Origin of the sequence: Arthrobacter sp. MYb227 (assembly GCF_002975435.1) — a bacterium.
GTDB lineage: Bacteria > Actinomycetota > Actinomycetes > Actinomycetales > Micrococcaceae > Paeniglutamicibacter.
In genome coordinates this window covers 31694-52160 of record NZ_PCPT01000018.1, presented here as the reverse complement: position 1 = coordinate 52160, position 20467 = coordinate 31694, and the positions used below count along the sequence as shown (strand labels likewise).

Sequence of the window (20467 nt, the reverse complement as noted above, 5' to 3'; positions counted from 1 at the left end):
GGGTGGGCTGGGCCATATGGCCGTCAAACTTGCCGTTGCCATGGGAGCGACGGTCACGGTATTCACTCGCGGTGAGGCCAAGCGCGCATCGGCCACCGAACTTGGCGCGCAACAGGTGATCAATACTGCCGATGCCGATGCCTTGGCGCACGCGGCAAACACGCTGAACCTCATCATCGACACGGTCTCCGCCCCGCATAGCATCGACCCCTACCTGCGTACCCTCAAGCGCGATGGGGCACTGGTTCAACTCTCACTTCCCGCCGGAAACATGCCGGAATTCGATGTTCACCAGCTGATTTTCAAGCGCCTGAGCTACACCGGATCGCTCATCGGCTCCATCGGCGAAACCCAAGAGATGCTGGATTTCTGCGCCGAACACGGCATTACCAGTGATATTGAGATGGTCGATGCCCCATCCATTAATGCGGCGTGGGACCGCATGGTGGCCTCGGATGTGAAGTATAGATTTGTTTTGGACCTCGCCACATTGGATTCCCCCGCACCCGCGGGTGACACGATGGGCAACACCGCCAAGGAGAGTGCATGAGCACGCTGTTTACCAAGATCATCAACGGGGAGATCCCGGGCCGCTTCATCTGGAAGGATGAACACGCGGTAGCGTTTCTGACCATCGGCCCCATCACGCACGGCCACACGCTGGTGGTCCCGCGCGTAGAAGTTGATCAGTGGACCCAAGCCCCGGCCGAACTCATGGCGCACCTGATCGATATTTCGGGCAAGATTGGTCGCGCCCAGGTGCGCGCCTTTGGCTCCGAACGCGCCGGATTGATGATCGCCGGTTTTGAGGTTCCGCACCTGCACGTGCACGTCTGGCCCACCAATTCGCTGGCCGACTTCGATATCACCCGTGCCGACCCCAAGCCGGATCCGGCAATCATGGATCAGAATGCCGAAAAGCTGCGCGCCGCACTGCGCGAGGACGGTTTCGTGGATCAGGTACCCGAGGCATAAGCTGCGTCTGAGCTCTGCGCTGTAACTACGAGTGGCCAGGTGGCCGATCACTTTGATCGGACACCTGGCCACGACTCATTGCAGAGCGTTCAGCTGCTTTCGGGAGTTTCTTCGTTGGCCACCGCTTCAATCCAGTCAACTGCATCATCGGAGAGGAAGAACCCCGCAGGGATTTTTGCCCCAACCCATGACATATCCGCTGTGGCTACACCCTCCACCGCGCGAATCTCATCGATGATCGGCTGCGGAATGGCATCACCATTGTGCACGATCAACCAACTCCGGGTGTCGGGCTCCAGTAGTGGCCACCATTCCTCGATACGCATGGCACCATTGTGGCACCGCGGCACCAACTTATGGAACAGCGGAAAAGCACGGGGTGCACCGCAGCGTATGTGCCCAACGCCCTGTTGGCCATATCGGCAACAATTCTTAGCGCGCGGCGATGAGCCCTTCCTTGATGGCGGTGCGGATGCGCTTTTCGGAGACCGAATACGCGGTGCCCAACTCCTGGGCGAAGAGTGAGACACGGAATTCTTCGAGCATCCACTTCACGCTGGCCAACAGCGGGGGAGTGCGCATTCCGGAAACTAATAGATCAAGTGCCGCATCGTACTCATCTTCAAGGGTTTGAACATTCAGCATTGCCACGTTATCGCGCGCCAGATTACCGGCCCGCAGCTTTTCCAAGCGTTGTTCGATGGCGGTGATGTAGCGCGGCAGGTGAGCGAGTTGCGCGTAGCCGGTGCCGGCAACAAATCCCGGGTAGACCAGTTGGCTCAGCTGCATCTTTACATCGTTGAGCGCATTGATCAGCGCCATTGAAGCAGCGGATTTGATCTCCTTGTTGATGCGCCGGGTGCCGGAGAGTACCTTTTCAACGATGGCCGTCACCTGGAAAACCGTGTCGATCAGCTCGGCACGGACGCGTTCATAGAGTGCATCAAACTCGGCTTTGCTGAAGGGCAGTGCCTCGGGCACCAGCTTGTCCACCGCGGCCATGGAACAATCGGCAATCAGCGACTCGACGGACCCGTGCGGGTTCTGCGTGAAGACCAATTTTTCCTGGTTGTTCAGATGATCCAACACGTAACGCGCCGGCGAGGGGACCTTGAGCAACAACAGTCGAATGACTCCGCGCCGATGCGCGGCGAGCTGTTCGGACTCATTGCGGAAGACCGTGAGCTTCACGCTGGTTGTCGCATCGACAAGCGCCGGATAGGCGCTGACCTGTTGCCCGGCAACCTGGGAGATAACCTTGTGGGCAATGGCACCGGATTCTCCAAGCTGAGCATCCCAATCGGTGAGCCCCGAGCGCTCCCACACCGTGGTGGCCACCACCGATGGTGCGCCCTTGGCAGCGCGATGTGGGTGCGCGCCCTTGGTGTTTGTGGCCGACGCGGCACCCTTGCTTGCTGCCTTGCCGGTGGGCATGGAGCCCCCGGGCTTCACCCCCAAGGATCTGGCAAGCGCCGAGCGGTTTGCCGCGGCAAGAGATTGCTGCAGCATCGCCAGATCCGTTGACTCATCAAGAATCTTTGCCTCGGCATCGATGACCTGGAAGGAGAATTTCAGGTGCTCGGGCAGCGCATCCCAATTCCACGAGTTCGGTGGAATCACCACGCCCTTAATCCGGCGCAACACCAGCTCCAGAGATGCCGCCAAATCGTCGGTCTCCGGATTGAAATCCGTCTCCAGTGCGGCGACTGCCTGACGTGCCACATCGGGGGCCGGAACAAAGTTCTTCCTGATGATTTTGGGCAGCGACTTGATCAGTGCCGTGACAAGTTCAATGCGCAGCCCGGGGATCAGCCAGCGGAATCGCACCGGATCTAGCTGATTCAAGAAGAGCACCGGCACGCGGACCGAGACGCCGTCCGATTCCCCGGCCGCAGCGGCCGGGTTGTACTCGTAGACCAAATCCAGATCCAATGACCCATGACGCCAGGTGCGCGGGAAGGCGGTCTCATCGAGCGCCGTGGTATCGGCGGCGAGCATTGCCTCGGGATCAAAGTCCAGCAGCGTCGGATCCTTGTGCCGTGCGGATTTCCACCAGCGATCAAAGTGCCGTTCGGACACCACCTCGGCACCTAGACGCGCATCGTAAAACTCAAAGAGATCCTCATCGCTCACGCGCAGATCGCGGCGTCGCATGCGGGTTTCGAGTTCCTCAATGTCCTCGAGCACGCGGCGGTTGCGGGCGAAGAACTTGTGGTGGGTCTTCCAATCGCCTTCCACCAGCGCGTGGCGAATGAACAGGTCTCGGCAGAGTTCCGGGTCAACGCGGGAGTATTGGATGCGGCGGCGTGGCACGATGGGCAGCCCAAAGAGCGTGACCTTTTCATAGCCCATGACGGCTCCCATATTCCGGGACCAGTATGGTTCGGAGAAGCTGGCCTTGAGCAGATCCCCGGCCACCTCCTCCACCCATTTGGGATCAAGCCGGGCCGCTGTGCGTGCCCAGAGCCGGGAGGTCTCCACTAGTTCGGCGGCCATGACCCACTCGGGGGACTTTTTGAACAGCGCGGAGCCGGGGAAGACGGAGAAGCGCGTGCCACGGGCACCGACGTATTCGCGTTTGCGTTCATCCCAGGAGCCCACATGGCTCAGCAACCCGGAGAGCAGAGAAATGTGGATGGCATCCTCGTTGGCGGAGGCGTCCACCGGCTCGGGGGACAGCGTAATGCCCAGCGGCTTGGCCAACTGGCGCAATTGGGCGAAGAGATCTTGCCATTCGCGCACGCGCAGATAGTTAATGAATTCGTTCTTGCACAATCTGCGGAACGCCGAGGACGAGAGTTCCTTCTGCTTTTCTTGCAGGTAGCTCCACAGATTCAGCAGCGAGGAGAAGTCCGAGTTCTTATCGATAAAGCGGGTGTGGAGTTCGACCGCGCGGGCACGTTTGCCGGTTTCCTCGCTGGGTCGTTCGCGCGGATCTTGGATACTCAGCGCCGCGGCCAGTACCATGACTTCCTTGGCCACCCCACGTTGCCCGGCCTCCACAATCATCCGTCCCAGACGAACATCGACCGGCAGCTGGGCCAGGGATTTACCGATGGTTGTCACCGAGGCATCGGTACCGGTGCTCAGTGCACCAAGTTCGCGCAGCAGCGCCACACCATCGGCAATCGACTTGGCATCGGGTGGCTGGACAAACGGGAAATCCGCCACCTCGCGGGCCGAGCGCACCACGCCCATCGAGCTCATCTGCAAGATCACCGCGGCAAGATTGGTACGCAGAATTTCCGGGTCGGTGAATTCGGGGCGCGAGGTGAAATCGTCCTCGGAGTACAATCGGATGGCGATGCCGTCGCTTACACGGCCGCAACGGCCCGAGCGCTGGTTGGCGCTGGCCTGTGAGACTCGTTCGATGGGCAGCCGCTGGACCTTGGTGCGGTGTGAGTAGCGTGAGATGCGCGCGGTGCCGGTGTCAATGACGTACTTGATGCCCGGGACGGTCAGCGAGGTTTCGGCGACGTTTGTGGCCAAAACGATGCGCCGGTTGCGCCCGGGGTTAAACACCTGGTGCTGTTCGGCCAGTGAGAGCCGGGCGAAGAGCGGCAGGATCTCGGTTCCTGCCAGCCGCTTATTGGTTTGCACGCGGGCCCGCAACACCTCTGCGGCGTCGCGGATTTCGCGTTCACCGGAGAAGAAGATCAGGATGTCCCCGGGAGCTTCCTTGGCTAGCTCGTCAACGGCCTCGGCGATGGCATCGAGCGGATCGCGGTCTTCGACCTGCGAATCGGGATCCAGTTCGTCATCGTCCATCCCATCGGCCGGATTCAGCGGGCGATAGCGCATTTCCACCGGGAAGGTACGCCCGGAAACTTCGATGATGGGAGCCGGTGTTGGCTCCTGCCCCGGTTCCCCGGGGGTCGCAAAGTGTTGTGCGAAGCGCTCCGGGTCGATGGTCGCCGAGGTGATCACGATCTTCAGATCGGGGCGCTTGGGCAGGATCTGGCGTAGATAGCCCAGTAAGAAGTCGATGTTCAGGCTGCGTTCGTGCGCCTCATCGATAATGATCGCGTTGTAGCGTTTGAGCAGCTTGTCGCGCTGGATTTCGGCCAGCAGGATGCCATCGGTCATGACCTTGACCTTGGTGGCGCGGGAGACCTCACCGGTGAAACGCACATGGAAGCCCACCTCATCCCCGATGGTGGTGCCAAGTTCCTCGGCGATGCGCTCGGCAACCGTGCGGGCGGCGAGCCGGCGCGGCTGGGTATGCCCGATCATGCCTTTCTCGCCATACCCGAGTTCGAGCAGCATTTTGGGCAACTGGGTGGTTTTACCGGACCCGGTTTCACCGGCGACGATCACCACCTGGTGATTCTTGATCGCCGTCATGATGTCGTCACGACGTGCGGAAACGGGCAGAGCTTCGGGATATGAAATCGTCAGGGCCATGATTATCCAAGTCTAGGCCAGCCGCTGCAAGGACGCGGGCAGCTTTTCGCTGGGCACAACGCAAAAATATGGCGTCTATGCGGGATTCAAAAGTTGATGCTGACGATGATGCTGGTAACGATGATGCGAGAACATCACGATGTGCAATGCCCAACCACGAGCACGGCGAAGCCCACCACAGCATTGCGGCTCGCTGCGAGCTAGCCAGCGGGCCACAGAATCTTGCCCCCCCGGCGTAAGCCGAAAAGTTCGGCTACGTGGGCGGTCCGAAGAACCGCCACCAGTATTTCTCGGACCCAAGAGACAGCGCAGGTAAGCGGCGCACCGAAGGAGTCAAAAAATTCGCACCGTGGGATCAATGCAGAGATGTGTTCAAGCCATTGATGGATTCTTACCCAGAGGCATCCGCACACTCCCCGTATGATCCCCCTTGCGGGAATGGCTGGCAGGCTGCCGGCTACCGCCGACAGTAGAGAACTCGGGCAGAGGTTTTCAGCACCGGCGCAACGGTTGCTGCTCACCCACCCATCGAGCAACCCGGCCGGGGGGCAAATTGGTTCTGATATCCCGCTGTGGCTTGTGCTTTTAGCGCTCAGTGGGACCTCTTTTGTCATCACGTGACACGCAGCGGCGCTTGGTTACCGTCTGAAAGTTGAACCGGTGAGATACAAACTGTCAGTTCTTTTGCGCTTCAGGTAGTACTTTTGCACCGAAGCGCGGCAAACAAGCACCGTTCGTCTTGTATTTAGTGGTTGATGGAAGAAATGTGAGTAGATTCACATGTAGTATCAAGGTGATTCATGAGGAGAACCTCCAGCCACTGGCGCGGATGTACAAATCCTGAACGGGCCCCGAAGCGGCGAATGCGCGCACACGCATTCACCGAAGACCGGGCAGACTCGCACGTCGTGAAAGGAAAAACATGAAACTCTTCAAATCCGCACAGATCGCTGCAGGCCTCGCCGCAACCGCGCTGGTGCTTGCGGCCTGCGGTGGCGGTTCCGACACCCCGGCGGCCAGCAGCACGGGCGGCTCCGCCCCGGCAGCAGAAGCCCCCATCACTATTGGCATCGGCCAGTACGTGTCGCACCCGTCCCTTGACGCAGTTGTCACTGGGTTCAAGAAGGGCATGACCGACGCTGGCTACACCGAAGGCGACAAGGTCAAGTACGACTTCGCCAACGCCCAGGCCGACCAGGCCAACAACACCGCGATGATCGGAAAATTCGCATCCGACAAGGACATGAAGCTTGTTCTTGCGGTAGCAACCCCCACCGCTCAGGCCGCGGCCCAGGCCATCACCAACATTCCTGTACTGTTCTCCGCGGTCACCGACCCGCTGGCAGCCAAGCTGGTCAAGTCCCTTGAAGAGCCGGGCGCAAACGTCACAGGCACCTCGGATAAGAACCCGGTCAAGGAACAGCTGGAACTGCTCAAGAAGATCAAGCCGGACGCCAAGACCGTGGGCATCGTTTACTCATCGGGAGAGGTTAACTCCCAGGTTCAGGTCGAATGGGCCAAGGAAGCCGGCGCCGAGCTGGGCTTGAGCATCGAAGAGAAGGCCATCTCTGCCTCCTCCGAGGTACAGCAGGCGGCCGCGGCATTGAATGTCGACGCCTTCTACGTCCCGACCGACAACGCCGTTGTTTCGGCACTCGAAGGTCTGCTGCAAGTTGCCCAGGACAAGAAGATCCCGGTGATCTCCGCCGACGGTGAATCCGTCAAGCGTGGTGCCACCGCAACCTACGGCCTGAACTACGAGAAGCTCGGTGAGCAGACGGCGGAAATGGCCGTCAAGCTGCTCAAGGGCGAGACCCAAGCGGCAACGATGCCGGTTGAAACCATCACCAAGGTTGAGCTGTACCTGAACACCACCGCGGCAGAAAAGATCGGCCTGACCTTCCCGGCAGACTTGCTCTCCGAAGCAGCAGAAACCTACAAGTAAACTCCGTTGCACTTCGGTATCACCGAATAACAACACCCAGGTGGCCGGTCGGTCTAGACTGACCGGCCACCGCCATTAACCCAACACTCGAAACGCTAGGATCCACCCATGATCACCGCGGTTGAACTCGGCCTGATTTACGCAATCATGGCACTCGGGGTCTACTTGACCTTCCGCATTCTCGACTTCCCGGACCTGACGGTCGATGGAAGCTTCACCACCGGCGCGGCCGTCGCCTCCATCTCGATCGTCAATGGCGTCAACCCGATTCTCGCCACGATCTTCGCATTCTTCATCGGCGCACTGGCAGGGGTCGTCACCGGCCTGCTCCATACCAAGGGCAAGATCGATGGCCTGCTTGCAGGTATCTTGACGATGATCGCGCTGTATTCAATCAACCTACGCATCATGGGCAAGGCCAACACCCCGCTTTTGGGCGAATCAACGGTGATGACCCCGCTGCGTGAAGCCAAGCTTTTGGGCACCTGGGGCTCGGTGGGCCTGATGTTCCTCGGCTGTCTGGTGGCCGTCGCGCTGATCGTCTGGTTCCTACGCACCGACGTTGGACTCGCCATGCGCGCCACCGGAGACAACGAAGAAATGATCCGTTCCTTCGGCGTCAGCACAGATAACCAGAAGATCCTGGGTCTTGCCATCTCCAACGGCTTCGTCGGCTTCGCCGGCGCACTGATCGCCCAGTACCAGGGCTTCGCCGACATCGGCATGGGCATCGGCGTGATCCTGATCGGGTTGGCCTCGGTCATCGTCGGCCAGGCAATCTTTGGCCAGAAGTTCATCTGGGTTGCCGCAGTTGCCGTCATCTTCGGTTCGGTCATCTACCGCCTGGTCATCCAGCTGGCGCTGAACGCCGGTCTGGAAGTCAATGACATGAAGCTGATCTCCGCGGTGCTGGTGGTTGTGGCACTGATCCTGCCGCAATGGAAGGGTTTCGCGAAGTTCGGAAACCGCATCCGTATTAACGGCAAGAGCGCATCCAAGGAAGAAGCGGTGAAGACCAATGCTTGAGATCAAGAGCATCAATAAGACCTTCTTCCCCGGGACGGTCAATGAGCGCAAGGCGCTACGCGATATCAACCTGAACCTTGCGGCAGCCGAATTCGTCACGGTCATCGGTTCCAATGGCGCGGGTAAATCGACGATCCTGAACATGGTCGGCGGCAAGCTGCGCCCGGACACCGGAACCGTGAGCATCGACGGGAAAGAAGTCACCCGGCTTCCAGACCACGCCCGGGCCAGGTACATTGGTCGGGTTTTCCAGGATCCGATGGCCGGCACCGCGCCGAATATGTCGATCGAGGAGAATATGTCACTGGCCCTGGGCCGGGGCAAATTCCGCGGGCTGGCCTCCGGAGTGACCAAGCGCAAACGCGATCAGTTCGTCGACGAACTCGCCTCGCTTGAACTTGGCCTCGAGAACCGCCTGAAGTCCAAGGTCGGGTTGCTCTCCGGTGGTCAACGTCAGGCACTGAGCTTGCTCATGGCAACCTTCTCCGGGCCCAAGATCTTGCTACTCGATGAGCACACCGCGGCTCTTGACCCGCAGCGGGCGGCCCTTGTAGCTCGGCTGACCGAGGAGATCGTCGAACGCCACAAACTGACCACGTTGATGGTCACGCACAATATGGAACAGGCGCTGCGCCTGGGCTCACGCTTGATCATGATGCACGATGGGCAGATCATCTTGGATCTTGACTCGGAGCAGAAGGCCAAGATGACGGTGCCCGATCTGCTGCACGAGTTCGAAAAGATCAAGGGTGCCCAGCTCGATGACCGCACCATGCTGCAGTAATCCAGCCGTGTTCCTCATCGAATGCAGCAAGTTGTGAGCACTCAGTGACACTCCACAGTAGGTTAAAAGCGCAGGAGCCATGCCCCTTAGGGGTGGCTCCTGCGCTTTTAACCGGTAGCTGAGAGCGGTGCACTGTGCTGACCTTGGAACTACGCGCGCGCGGGGCGCATCGTCATGTGTTGCGTTACTGCAGTGCGGAGGTGAGCCGGGCAAGGTTATCGAGCACCGTGGAGCGCAGCGGCTGCCTGAGCCATTCCTCAAGGGTTAGCAGCCGGCTAATCTCCCGGTAATGGTCCTCAACCTCGCGCATCTGATGCACAAAATCTACATCGCGCACCAACATCGAGACCTCCATATTGAGGCTAAAGGAGCGCATGTCCATATTGCTGGAGCCGATCAATGCCACATCGTCATCAATGGTGAAATGCTTGGCATGCAGGATGTACGGCGCCGGATACAGGTAAATCCGTACCCCGGCACGCAATAGCTCTTCATAGTAGGAGCGCTGCGCGTGATAGACCAGTGCCTGGTCCCCGATCTCGGAAACAAACAAGTCAACAGGGACCCCGCGAGCCACAGCGGAGGTGATCGCATACATCAGCGCCTCATCGGGAACAAAGTACGGCGAGGTGATGATGACGCGTTGTTGGGCCGCATGAATCATGCCCAAAAAGAGGCGGAGGTTATTTTCACGTTCGAAGCCCGGGCCGGAGGGCACCACCTGGGTAAGCATTGTTCCCTCATCCTCGCTGTGGTCTATCAGCGAGGCGCCAAGCCCGCGTAGCGAATCGCCCTGGGCAACCTTTTCGGCACGCCGTACACCATCGGTGAGCACCACCCCGGTCTCCGAATACCAATCGGAAATAAACACCGCATCAAGTGCCGCAACCCCCGGGCCGCGCAGCTCAACGACCAGTTCCTGCCATTTGAGCCCGCGCTTAATGTTCTTTGGCACGTTGTAGGTCCGGTCGATCATGTTCAGCGAGCCCATGTAACCAACGCGCCCATCAACAATCAAGATCTTGCGGTGATTACGTAAATCAGGGCGTTGGAACTTACCCTCAAACGGCAGCAGTGGCAGCATGAATGTCCAGCTGGCGCCCATTTGATCCAGCCGCGCCTTGGTTTCCTTATGGAATTTTTTGGTGCGCGAGGCCCAATGATCGAGCATCACATTCACTCGCACCCCACGTTGGATTGCGTGTTCAAGGGCATCAAAAAACTCGGCGGTCGAGTCATCGAGTGACAGAATGTAGAACTGCACGTGAACGTAGTCGGTGGCCTGATCCACGGCTTCGGTCATCACCTTGATGGTGTCATCGTAGTCTTCAAGTAGGCGCCCACGGCTGCCATGCAGTAGCGGTAGTCCACCATAATTGGTGTTCATTTCCGCCAACGAATTAAACCACGCGGGGTTTCCGGAGAGATCTTGGGTGCGCCGCTCCTCCGCGGAGACCGCGCGCATAAACGCGTTGACCTCGTCTTGTAGCTCGCGGCGTTTACGCGGTAGCTTGGGGCTGCCAATGAGCAGGAAGAAAAACACGCCGATGTAGGGCAACAAGAAAATTGCCAGCAGCCAAGCCATCCCGGCGGTTGGTTTGCGATTGCGCGGCACCACGATGACCGCCAGAACGCGGATGGTGAGATCGATGACGATGAGCGTGATGGCCCACCATAATGCGTTGTTGAACAGTTCGTTGCTGAACATGCGTGTCTTTTTCCCCCGCAACCAGTTGTGCTCGTAGTGATTACGCTAGTCGATGCGCCACGCTAAAACGTGCTTCTTGATGTTCATGTTGTGCCATGGCGCGTCATCAAGCACTCATACCCCTGAACACACACCTATTTCCACGCGTTCGGTATTTGTCCTGATGTCTACAATGCAGGCTCCCCGTAGCGCCAACACGCCTCCAACGCACCGAAAATGCAGCGTTTAGCTCAGGACCTCGCACTCATCTTCCCGTGGTGCACACACCACCGGGTTTTGCTTTCCATCAAAGGTCTTCACGGGCCAGGTTAGATCCCAGGGCTGCCATCCAGGAACTTCCATCGAAACAAAACACACCCACGCCTCATGCATGGCCCCGGCCAACGATTGTGGGGCGGTACCACCTACCACGGCGCGCGCATCGTCGGTGCCAAGAGTGTCGAAGACGAACGGCAAATCCACCCCATGCGCGGCACCCAACCCCTCAACCGGGGAAGACCACGCGAACTCGTAGACAAAGCTTTGCCCCTGGACCCGATGCCGAGCATCGGCAATCATATAAAGGGGGACACGCAATAACTTATCCCCGGCCAATGCCGCAAGTACCTCCCCGGGACTTGCCTGCGGGCGATGCTGGGCAAAGAGGCGCACCGCCGCGGTCGTGATCCCCAATTTGCGCCGCACCACGGCCAGCCGGAATTTGTTGATCTTCGCTGCAATCCCGGTGGGTACCAACCACAACCGTGCCTCATCTAAGGTTGTACCGATCAGCAGCGGAATATCCTGCGCAGCCCCGGCAAGAAGCGCCTCAAAAGGATCAACGGGAACCAAATGCTCATCAAGTGCTAGCGCGAACCCCACCGAATTTAGCGGACTTGCACCATTTTTGCCGCCGTTCACGCGTTCCTGAGACGCCAACAAGGCTTGGAATGACAGCGAAGAGAACTCCTCGCGCGTGGCCCCAATTCCTAAGTCTCTGGCTATGCGCAGGGTCATCCGCCGCGCCTGGGCCACCGGCACGGCGTGCAGCGGTGCACTTTGAATGATGGCCCGGGAAAATAGTGTTGAGGCACGCGGATGCACAAGTAAGGCTGCAACAGTGTTTCCACCGGCGGAATGGCCGCAAATACTCACCCGCTCCGGATCCCCGCCAAAGGCTTCAATATTCGCCTTGACCCACTCAAGTGCCGCAATTTGATCCGCCAATCCAAGATTTAGTGGGGCATCTTCAAGCACGCTGAACCCCTCGGCTCCCAACCTGTAATTAACCGAAACAAATACCACTGCGTCACGCGCAAAGGCACTGCCGTCGTAAAGTTCGATGGCATTTGACCCGTGTGCCAAGGATCCGCCATGAAACCACACAAGCACCGGGCGCAGAGCACCTGGCACAGGCACCGGGGCATAAATATTGAGGTTCAAAAATTCATCGCCGATGATGTTGCGCGTGGGCAACAACCTCCCAAGCACACCGGGGTAGGGAGCCTGCGGCGCAGTGGGGCCCAAGTTCTGAGTGGCACGCGGTGCGCTCCATGATTCGGGAAGCGCGGGAAGTGCAAAACGTAGCTCTCCCACGGGGGCCGCCGCATAGGGAATTCCCAAGAACCTTTCAATCCCGCCACCGGATAGCCCTTGCACCGGGCCGGAGAGCGTGCGTCGAATGACAGGTGTTTTCGGCCGTTGATCATTGCTGGTCATGGTGGGCTAACCTCCTGCCGGCCGAAAGCGCTAGTTGTTAAGTCAAGATTAGCGACGTCCGTTGCGCATTGGCAGGGCTGTGCTCGTGTGAGAAACCAGCACCCCCCGCATGGGTATTTCACCCGGTGAACGTCCAATGCCACGGCTCACCGGTTACCGTGTTCTCGAATCCGTACCGTGCTGCGTTATCGCTCATCCAGCGCAGGGCATTTCCATCGAGCTTCACATCAACGCTCAACCCCAGCCCATGATCGCTCTGCCCGGCAGGTGCAGCGGTTCCACCGCTCTCCAGCAACCCATAACGCTTGATCAGCCCCTCTTGTTCGGCAAGCGTGCGGTACGACGAGTTGATTTTTAGATCATGACCGGCAGCGCGCAGCCCCGCCTGCAGCCGCTCAAATTCTTCGGCCGCGGCGGGCACCAAAAAGTGGCCCTTGGAAATCTGCTGCAGCTCGAGAAGCGGAATCTGCCCGTTCCCATAATGCTCACCGAGCGCTCGGGAGTCCTGCCGCTGCACATTCACGCTCTGTGCCGTGGGAGCACCGGCATAACCGAAGCTACCGAGGTCCTTTTGCGGCCACAGCGCGTAAGCGAATCCGGCGATCGAGGCCAGCAAGATCAGCACACAAGTGAGAAGCACACCAATCCGCAGAAAACGGGAAAACGGTGAACGCTGTGTTTGTGAAGGAAAACTCATCATGCATTCAATCATTCGCGTTTTCACAAAAGCACACATCAGGCCACGGTAGCGAAGAAAAATGCGCAAATGGTACCTAAGTATGAGACGACGAAGACCATGGTGCGATGCAACTCGGTGTGCACTGCGCCTAACGTGGAAGCATGCAGTTCTCCGACCCGCGATGCCTCAGGCCCGCACCGGCGCGTGCCCAGGCGGCCCGTTCCACCGAATCCTTATCCACCGCGCGGTTCTTGAAGACAACTCAGGATGCCCGACCCTGGCTGCTCTGCATGAGCGCTGGGTACACCTCAGGCGGCGACCGATGAAGAAACCACTAGCGGCAAACGCGCCACGGGTACGCCTACGCTGGCAGACCGACGCACTGATCACCATCTTTTTTATCGCCATCGCCGTGGTGGGGCAGGAAACCCTTTATGGCTGGCCAAGTGGGTATAACGTATTTCGCGATTCTGCCGCAGCTGTACCATTTTTGCTGCTAGGGATTATCGCTGTCGCCATTGCCCGATCATTGCCAGGGCTGGCATTGGCGCTGATCTGGCTTTCCACCTTGATCCAGCTCAATGAGCGCTTCGACATTCTGCTCTGCCAACTCGCCGCACTCTACGTGGTGGGGATGGCGGCACGCTTTGGTTCGCGGCGCTGGGTCTTGGTTTCCGGGGCCTCAATTCCACTCGGTGCGGCGCTGGGTACCTTGTATATGAGCCGGATCGATTCCTGGTTACTCGGGCCCATCGTGCGGGCCACCACCGCGGCCGATGCGCAGAATCCCTGGCCCACTAATCATCTGATTGCGGTGTTTGTGGTTGCCGGCGGCGTCTTGGCACTGCCATGGCTCTTTGGGTTGATGCTCCGGCTCTTTGCCGGAAAACAATCGGCCCTTCAATCAACTGCCCAGGCCCGTGAGGAAGCCGTTGGTGCCCTAGACTTGGCCCGGTTGCGTGCGGAAAATGCCGCGTTAGCGCGCGATGTCCACGACGTTGTGGGCCATTCGCTGGCAGTGATCATCGCTCAAGCCGACTCGATTGCCTATATTCCCGATGACGACGTGGCCCGCATCCGCCAAACCACGCAGACCATTGCCGATGCCGCTCGTCGCTCCCTGGGTGAGGTCCGCCACGTGCTATCGCAGACCGCCGAGACAACAACCTTCGGGGCCAAACAGCCGGTATATCCCGCAACGCAGCAATTCGCGCCAAATTCCACCGGCGAGGCGTTGCAAACGGCTCAACTTGGCCTGTTACCGCCAAGAACTTCGGATATTTCGGCGATCTTGCACAATGTGCGCGCCACCGGATATCGGGTCACCGAGGAAACTCTGGGGGAGCCCCAAGGGCTACCCGCGGCCCTGCTGCCGGTCATTCGGCGGATCATTCAAGAAATGCTCGCCAACGCGCTGCATCATGGAACTGCGGCCACCCCTATTGATGTACGGCACTACTGGGGAACTACTAGTTATACCCTGAGCGTGACAAACTATTTCCGGCCCGATGCGCAAGGCGTGCGTAGGGGCACCGGAATTAGTGGCATGCGTGAACGGTTGGCCTCGGTGGCTGGAACGCTGAGTATTGATACCGACGAAGGCGCCGCGCCGGCACCCAGTAAATACACCATCGCCGCCACGCTTCCACTTGATAAAACCTTCCGCAACGATGCCCACGGCCGGGATGAGGCCCGAGACCCTAACGATGCACCCGAACATGGACGTCTTGCGGACTTCTTGGACACCTAGGCATCGAGCAAGATTGCTCACCCTTTTCACCACCAACACATCCAACCTCAGGGAGCTGAACACCTCGTTGAACACCTCAACGCAGCACAAAATTTCGGTCTTGCTCGTCGATGATCAGCAGCTCTTCCGCTCCGGACTGGCCATCATCGTCGGCGCCCAACCCGACATGCGGGTGGTGGCTCAGGCCTCCGATGGAACCGAAGCCCTTGAACTTATCGCCACCCACACGCCCGATGTTGTGCTGATGGATGTTCAGATGAGTCCCATGGATGGAGTGGAAGCGGTCCGCAGACTCTACGCCCAAACGGATGCGGCTTTGCTTAAAGCGCGGCCACTGCCCAAGGTCATCATGCTCACCACCTTTGACTGGGATCAGCATGCGGCCTCGGCCGTCCGTCACGGAGCCAGCGGCTTTATTCTCAAGGACAGCACCCCGGAATTTGTGTGCGAATCAATCCGTGCCGTGCATTCGGGTAGCTCGGTCATCGCACCACAGAACCTTGCAGCGCTCTTAGACTCTGAACCGGTTCCGGTACCCGAGGTTCCTGCGGCCTTCTGCCAGCTCACCGAACGTGAAAAGGAAATTTTCGCAACCGTCTCACTGGGGCTGACCAATCAAGAGATCAGCACCAAATTGTTCCTGAGCGAATCCACCGTCAAGACTCACATTGGCGCGATCCTTCGCAAACTAGATTTACGTGACCGGGTACAGATCGTCGTCTACTCCTATGAGAACAAGATTTCTCGCTAGCACGTAGTGTCGAAAACAGTCCCGATTGTGGCTCACCCCGCACCGGGAGTATGGACAAATTTAGCGAAGTGCTTGACGCTGTAGGCAGGATCACGTGGTGAAAATGCGGAACAAACCGGTGAACCCCTGTACTGTTCCTATCAGCCGATACGTCTTTTCTCGAGGACTGTAGAGGTTAGGCCCCCGTGGAGATTCGCCGTCACCACGGGGGCTGCTTAACTTAAAGCACAAGGAGACACAGCAGTTGGCGCAATTTGTGATTCCACGAGGCTCACCTGCTAAGCTCTTCTACGTTCCCAGCTGGAAAACGTAGAAAATTCGAAGCATTTAGATTTTACGACCAGTACGCCCTCGTAGCTCAGGGGATAGAGCGTTCGCCTCCGAAGCGAAAGGCCGCGGGTTCAATTCCCGCCGAGGGCACCAAGAAACTCCCCTGCATCCTAGTGTTTTCACGAAGAAGCAGGGGAGTTTTCCTTTGCTCCGCCACCCGCTAAACAGGCGCCCCCATTTTGGTATTTGAATGCCGTGCCACATCGGAGAGCTTGCACCTTGTGTTATCGGCTCAGGCAGCTAGATGATGACCTGCTTCATTAGTCGGTGGTGCCGCGGAACGTAGCGCTGCCTCGGCCTCATGGGCAAGAAACGCGCCAAGCTCACTAATGGTGCTCATCAGCGGTGCTGGGAAGATGACTGTCGAATTCTTATCGACAGAGATTTCCATTAGTGTCTGCAAATTTCTTAGTTGCAGGGCCAGCGGGTGCGCCATCTCGGTGTCCGAGGCGCTGCCCAAGGCCGCGGCGGCCAAGGATTCACCTTCGGCGGCAATGATCTTTGCCCGCTTCTCACGTTCGGCCTCCGCCTGGCGGGCCATCGCCCGTTTCATGCTCTCGGGTAATTGGATGTCTTTGAGCTCAACCAGCGTGACCTCAACACCCCACTCAAGTGTCGTCACATCCAAAATTTCGCGGATGCCGGAATTGATCACATCGGTCTCCGCCAACGTCTCATCGAGCGTGTGTTGTCCCACCACCTTGCGCAGCGTTGTTTGGGCAATCTGGTCGATCGCCGCATACACGTTTTCGATGACAACCACCGATTTCACCGCGTCGAGTACCCGGAAGTATGCGACAGCCGAAATATCCACACTGACATTGTCACGAGTAATAATGCCCTGCGATTGGATCGGCAGGGTGACGATCCGCAACGAAACTTTGTGCAGGCGATCGATCACCGGGATGATCATGACCAAGCCCGGTTTTTTGACCCCGATGACCCTGCCCAGCCGGAAGACAACGCCCATTTCATATTGCTTAACCACGTGAAGCGCGAGCCTGCTAAGAACCAGCACCAACAGAATAACTAGCACGTAGATTACGATGCTTACACTCATGACTCCTCCTGAGCCCATGAACGGATAACGGCTGGCAAACGGAACCGTAGCCGTCCTGCCACAACCTCGCCGGGGACGCCCCACGCAATGCCTGCGACGCTTCAATGGTGAGCTTCCAGCTGGTCGGTGAGAGGAGTCAAAAGCCCTATGGTGCGGTGCTGCCTGGTGGGTATGAGAATTTCTCGTAGCGGCTCCCCGGTGCACGCAAAAGAGTTAACTGTGCTTGATGTGTGCGACGTCGCCACGTCACATCGACAAAAGAGGGCCCCACCCCCGGTTATCCTTGAGGGGTGACTCCTGAAGAACTCTCCACAGCCATTTCCGCTTGCCTCCGCGATGCAGTCGCCGAAGGCCAGATTTCCGTCGATGTACCCGATAGTGTGCGTGTGGAGCGACCGAAGAGTCGCGAGCACGGCGACTGGGCCACAAACATCGCCCTGCAGCTGGGTAAGAAGGCGTCAATGAACCCGCGCGACTTCGCCCAGATCCTTGCCACCCGCTTGGCAGATGCCGCCGGTGTTGCAAAGGTAGAGATCGCAGGACCCGGTTTCCTGAACATCACCCTAGAGGCCGGCGCCGCCGGTGAGCTCGCCAAGACCATCGTGGAGGCCGGAGCATCCTTCGGCACCAACGATGCGTTGGCTGGGCACGTAATCAACATGGAATTCGTCTCGGCGAACCCCACCGGCCCGCTGCACATCGGTCACACCCGCTGGGCCGCGCTGGGCGACTCGATCGCCCGTGTGCTGAAGGCCAGCGGCGCATCGGTCACCAGTGAGTACTACATTAACGACGCCGGCAATCAGATGAATATCTTTGCTCTCTCCGTCTACAACCGCCTGCACGGCCTGCCGGTGCCCGAGGGTGGTTACCCGGGTGGCTACGTCCAGGATCTTGCCGATACCGTGGCTCGCAATCACCCGGATATCCGCAACCTGACCCAGGAAGCCGCACTGCCGATCGTGCGCCAGGCCGCCTACATTGCGCAGATGGCCGACATCAAGGACACCCTTGATGACTTCGGTGTGAAGTTCGACGTGTTCTTCTCCGAGCAGGCTTTGCATGCCGGGGGAGCCGTTGAAGATGCCGTGGCACGTCTGCGCGAGCAGGGCCACATCGATGACACCGATGGTGCCGTCTGGTTGCGCACCACCGACTTCGGGGATGACAAGGACCGCGTGCTGATCCGTGCCAACGGGGAGCCCACCTACTTTGCCGCCGACGCCGCCTACTACCTGTCCAAGAAGGACCGCGGCTTCAGCGAGAAGATCTACCTGCTGGGGGCGGATCACCACGGCTACGTCAACCGCCTCAAGGCCATCGCGGCCTGCGCGGGGGACGACAAGGACAAGAACATCGAGGTGCTGATCGGCCAGCTGATCTCGGTCAACGGTGCCCGCCTGTCCAAGCGCGCCGGCAATATCATCGAGCTGCGCGATCTGATCAACTGGCTCGGTGCCGATGCGCTGCGTTACTCGCTGGGCCGCTACCCGGCGGATTCGCCGATGACCATCGACCCGGAGCAGCTGAAGAAGAACACCAACGACAACCCGGTGTTCTACGTGCAGTACGCCCACGCACGCTCCTGCGCCGCATCCCGCAATGCGCTGGAAAAGGGCGTCACCCGCGCCTCCTTCGATGCGAGCCTGCTGACCCACGAGACCGAAAACGATCTGCTCGCCGCGTTGGGCCAGTTCCCCTCGGTCGTCGCTCAGGCCGCAACCTTCCGCGAACCGCACCGCGTGGCCCGCCACATCGAGGCCCTGGCCGGCGCCTACCACTCCTGGTATGCCGCCTGCCGCGTCACCCCGATCGGCGATGAGCCGATCGAAGCAATCCACGGCACCCGCCTGTGGCTCAACGACGCAACCACTCAGGTCTTGGCCAACGGGCTTGACCTGCTGGGCGTCTCGGCACCGGAGAAGATGTAAATTATGGCTATTTCACCACTTGCTCCTAGCTGGCTTTCCTTCCCGGCCGACGCCAACGCGCTGGTGCCAAACCAGTGGGCGGCAGGGGTTGCCCGTGCCGAAAGCGGCGAACTTGCGGTCCAGGGAATCCCGGTCTCGGCGTTGGCCCAGGAGTTTGGTACTCCGCTCTTTGTGCTCGATGAGGACGATTTCCGTGCCCGTGCCCGCGGCTTCAAGCAGGCCTTCGATGAAGCATTCAAGGATTTGTGCGGTGGGGTAGATGTCTACTACGCCGGCAAGGCCTTCTTGAGCACCGAGGTGGCCCGCTGGGTCACCGCCGAGGGGCTACGCCTTGACACCTGCTCGGGCGGGGAAATGGCGGTGGCCCGCGTCGCCGGGGTACCGGCAGAAAATCTCTCCCTGCACGGGAATAACAAGTCGGTCTCCGAGATCACCACGGCCATCGAAAATGGTGTCGGACGCATCGTCGTTGACTCACTTGATGAACTCGAGCGCGTGGGCGCCCTGGCCAGCCAGCTGGGCAGCACGGCAAATGTGATGCTGCGGCTGACCCCCGGGGTGCATGCAAGCACCCATGAGGCAATCGCCACCGCGCACGAGGACCAGAAGTTTGGCCTCTCCATGATCGGGGTGGGCGATGAAAATTCTCCGGCCGATACGGCGGTCAGCTTTGCTCTAGAACACCCGGAACTGAACCTGCTGGGTCTGCACGCCCACATTGGTTCGCAGATCTTCGAGGCCGAGGGCTTTGAACTGGCAGCGCAGAAGCTCATGGGCTTCCTGGCGCACATCAAGACGATCCACGGCGTCGAGCTTCCGGAGCTGGATTTGGGTGGCGGCTACGGCATTGCCTATACCGAGGTTGATACCCCGTCCAGCCCGGTGACCCTGGCGGCGGCCATGGCGGCTACCGTCTGGCAGACGGCAACCGAGCTTGGCATCAAGATCCCACGGATCTCCATCGAACCGGGCCGCGCGATTGCCGGTTCCTCGACCTTCACGCTCTATGAGACAGGTGTGCGTAAAACCGTTCACGTGGAATCGACTGCTGGTGAGCTTGCCCCACGTCGCTATGTTTCGGTCGATGGCGGGATGAGCGATAACGCCCGTCCGGTGCTCTACGATGCAGATTACTCGGCCGTTTTGGCCTCCCGTGTGACGGCAAGTGACCCGATTATTTCCCGCGTGGTTGGCAAACACTGCGAATCCGGTGACATAGTCGTACGGGACGTTTACCTGCCCGAGGATGTTGCCGCCGGCGATCTTTTGGCCGTTCCGGGCACCGGCGCGTATTGCTGGGCCCTGGCAAGTAACTACAATTACCTGGGTCGCCCGGCAGTAGTTGCTGTACGTAACGGCGCGGCACGCGCCATCATCCGCAGGGAAACCGAAGCCGACCTGTTGGCCCGCGATTTGGGAGCATAGA

Annotated in this window: 15 protein-coding genes and 1 tRNA gene; 10 read left to right on the top strand and 6 right to left on the bottom strand. The window is 59.3% G+C overall.

The features are described 5' to 3' along the window. Together CQ018_RS19280 and CQ018_RS19275 are read left to right on the top strand one after the other, a co-directional pair. A partial coding sequence (locus CQ018_RS19280) for a zinc-binding dehydrogenase (protein WP_146111961.1) occupies window positions 1-550 on the top strand: 550 nt, incomplete at its 5' end. Continuing rightward, a complete protein-coding gene (locus CQ018_RS19275; protein WP_105551636.1) occupies window positions 547-975 on the top strand; it encodes an HIT family protein in 429 nt (142 codons plus the stop codon). The genes CQ018_RS19280 and CQ018_RS19275, both read left to right, overlap by 4 nt. Window positions 976-1064: 89 nt before the next feature. Here CQ018_RS19275 and CQ018_RS19270 read toward each other — a convergent pair whose 3' ends face one another. After that, complete coding sequence (locus CQ018_RS19270) at window positions 1065-1301, bottom strand: hypothetical protein (protein ID WP_105551635.1); 237 nt, start codon at window positions 1299-1301, stop codon at window positions 1065-1067. A 106-nt stretch (window positions 1302-1407) separates the two neighbouring features. Further along, window positions 1408-5379: an ATP-dependent RNA helicase HrpA gene (gene hrpA, locus CQ018_RS19265; RefSeq protein ID WP_105551634.1), complete on the bottom strand. Its 3972-nt coding sequence runs from the start codon at window positions 5377-5379 to the stop codon at window positions 1408-1410. Window positions 5380-6301: 922 nt separating this feature from the next. Here hrpA and CQ018_RS19255 point away from each other — a divergent pair. The 3 genes from CQ018_RS19255 to CQ018_RS19245 all read left to right on the top strand — a co-directional run bounded on the left by CQ018_RS19255 (window position 6302) and on the right by CQ018_RS19245 (window position 9134). After that, complete coding sequence (locus CQ018_RS19255; protein ID WP_105551632.1) at window positions 6302-7324, top strand: ABC transporter substrate-binding protein; 1023 nt, start codon at window positions 6302-6304, stop codon at window positions 7322-7324. 108 nt (window positions 7325-7432) lie between these two features. Continuing rightward, a complete protein-coding gene (locus tag CQ018_RS19250) occupies window positions 7433-8350 on the top strand; it encodes an ABC transporter permease (RefSeq protein ID WP_105551631.1) in 918 nt (305 codons plus the stop codon). After that, window positions 8343-9134 (top strand): ABC transporter ATP-binding protein, encoded by a 792-nt coding sequence (locus CQ018_RS19245; protein WP_105551630.1) that lies wholly within the window; start codon window positions 8343-8345, stop codon window positions 9132-9134. The genes CQ018_RS19250 and CQ018_RS19245 overlap by 8 nt, the downstream gene beginning before the upstream one ends. 184 nt (window positions 9135-9318) lie before the next feature. Here CQ018_RS19245 and cls read toward each other — a convergent pair whose 3' ends face one another. The 3 genes from cls to CQ018_RS19230 form a co-directional block, all read right to left on the bottom strand. Beyond that, window positions 9319-10842 (bottom strand): cardiolipin synthase, encoded by a 1524-nt coding sequence (cls, locus tag CQ018_RS19240; protein WP_105551629.1) that lies wholly within the window; start codon window positions 10840-10842, stop codon window positions 9319-9321. Window positions 10843-11067: 225 nt separating this feature from the next. After that, a complete protein-coding gene (locus CQ018_RS19235; protein ID WP_105551628.1) occupies window positions 11068-12540 on the bottom strand; it encodes a carboxylesterase/lipase family protein in 1473 nt (490 codons plus the stop codon). 118 nt (window positions 12541-12658) lie between these two features. Next, complete coding sequence (locus CQ018_RS19230) at window positions 12659-13180, bottom strand: D-alanyl-D-alanine carboxypeptidase family protein (RefSeq protein ID WP_181150019.1); 522 nt, start codon at window positions 13178-13180, stop codon at window positions 12659-12661. A 361-nt stretch (window positions 13181-13541) separates the two neighbouring features. Here CQ018_RS19230 and CQ018_RS19225 point away from each other — a divergent pair, with 361 nt between their 5' ends. From CQ018_RS19225 to CQ018_RS19215, 3 genes are all read left to right on the top strand, one after another. Beyond that, window positions 13542-14969 (top strand): sensor histidine kinase, encoded by a 1428-nt coding sequence (locus tag CQ018_RS19225; protein ID WP_181150017.1) that lies wholly within the window; start codon window positions 13542-13544, stop codon window positions 14967-14969. A gap of 67 nt (window positions 14970-15036) precedes the next feature. Next, window positions 15037-15720 (top strand): response regulator transcription factor, encoded by a 684-nt coding sequence (locus CQ018_RS19220; RefSeq protein ID WP_258142777.1) that lies wholly within the window; start codon window positions 15037-15039, stop codon window positions 15718-15720. Window positions 15721-16067: 347 nt separating this feature from the next. Next, a tRNA-Arg gene (locus tag CQ018_RS19215) sits at window positions 16068-16143 on the top strand. Window positions 16144-16282: 139 nt separating this feature from the next. Here the strand turns inward: CQ018_RS19215 and CQ018_RS19210 are convergent. Next, window positions 16283-17110, bottom strand: a complete 828-nt coding sequence (locus CQ018_RS19210) for a slipin family protein (RefSeq protein WP_105551624.1) — start codon at window positions 17108-17110, stop codon at window positions 16283-16285. Window positions 17111-17400: 290 nt separating this feature from the next. Here CQ018_RS19210 and argS point away from each other — a divergent pair, with 290 nt between their 5' ends. Further along, window positions 17401-19041, top strand: a complete 1641-nt coding sequence (gene argS, locus CQ018_RS19205; RefSeq protein ID WP_105551623.1) for an arginine--tRNA ligase — start codon at window positions 17401-17403, stop codon at window positions 19039-19041. Between the two features lie 3 nt (window positions 19042-19044). Then, the gene (lysA, locus tag CQ018_RS19200; RefSeq protein WP_105551622.1) at window positions 19045-20466 is read left to right on the top strand and encodes a diaminopimelate decarboxylase; all 1422 of its coding nucleotides are present in this window, start codon (window positions 19045-19047) and stop codon (window positions 20464-20466) included. Window position 20467: the final 1 nt, after the last annotated feature.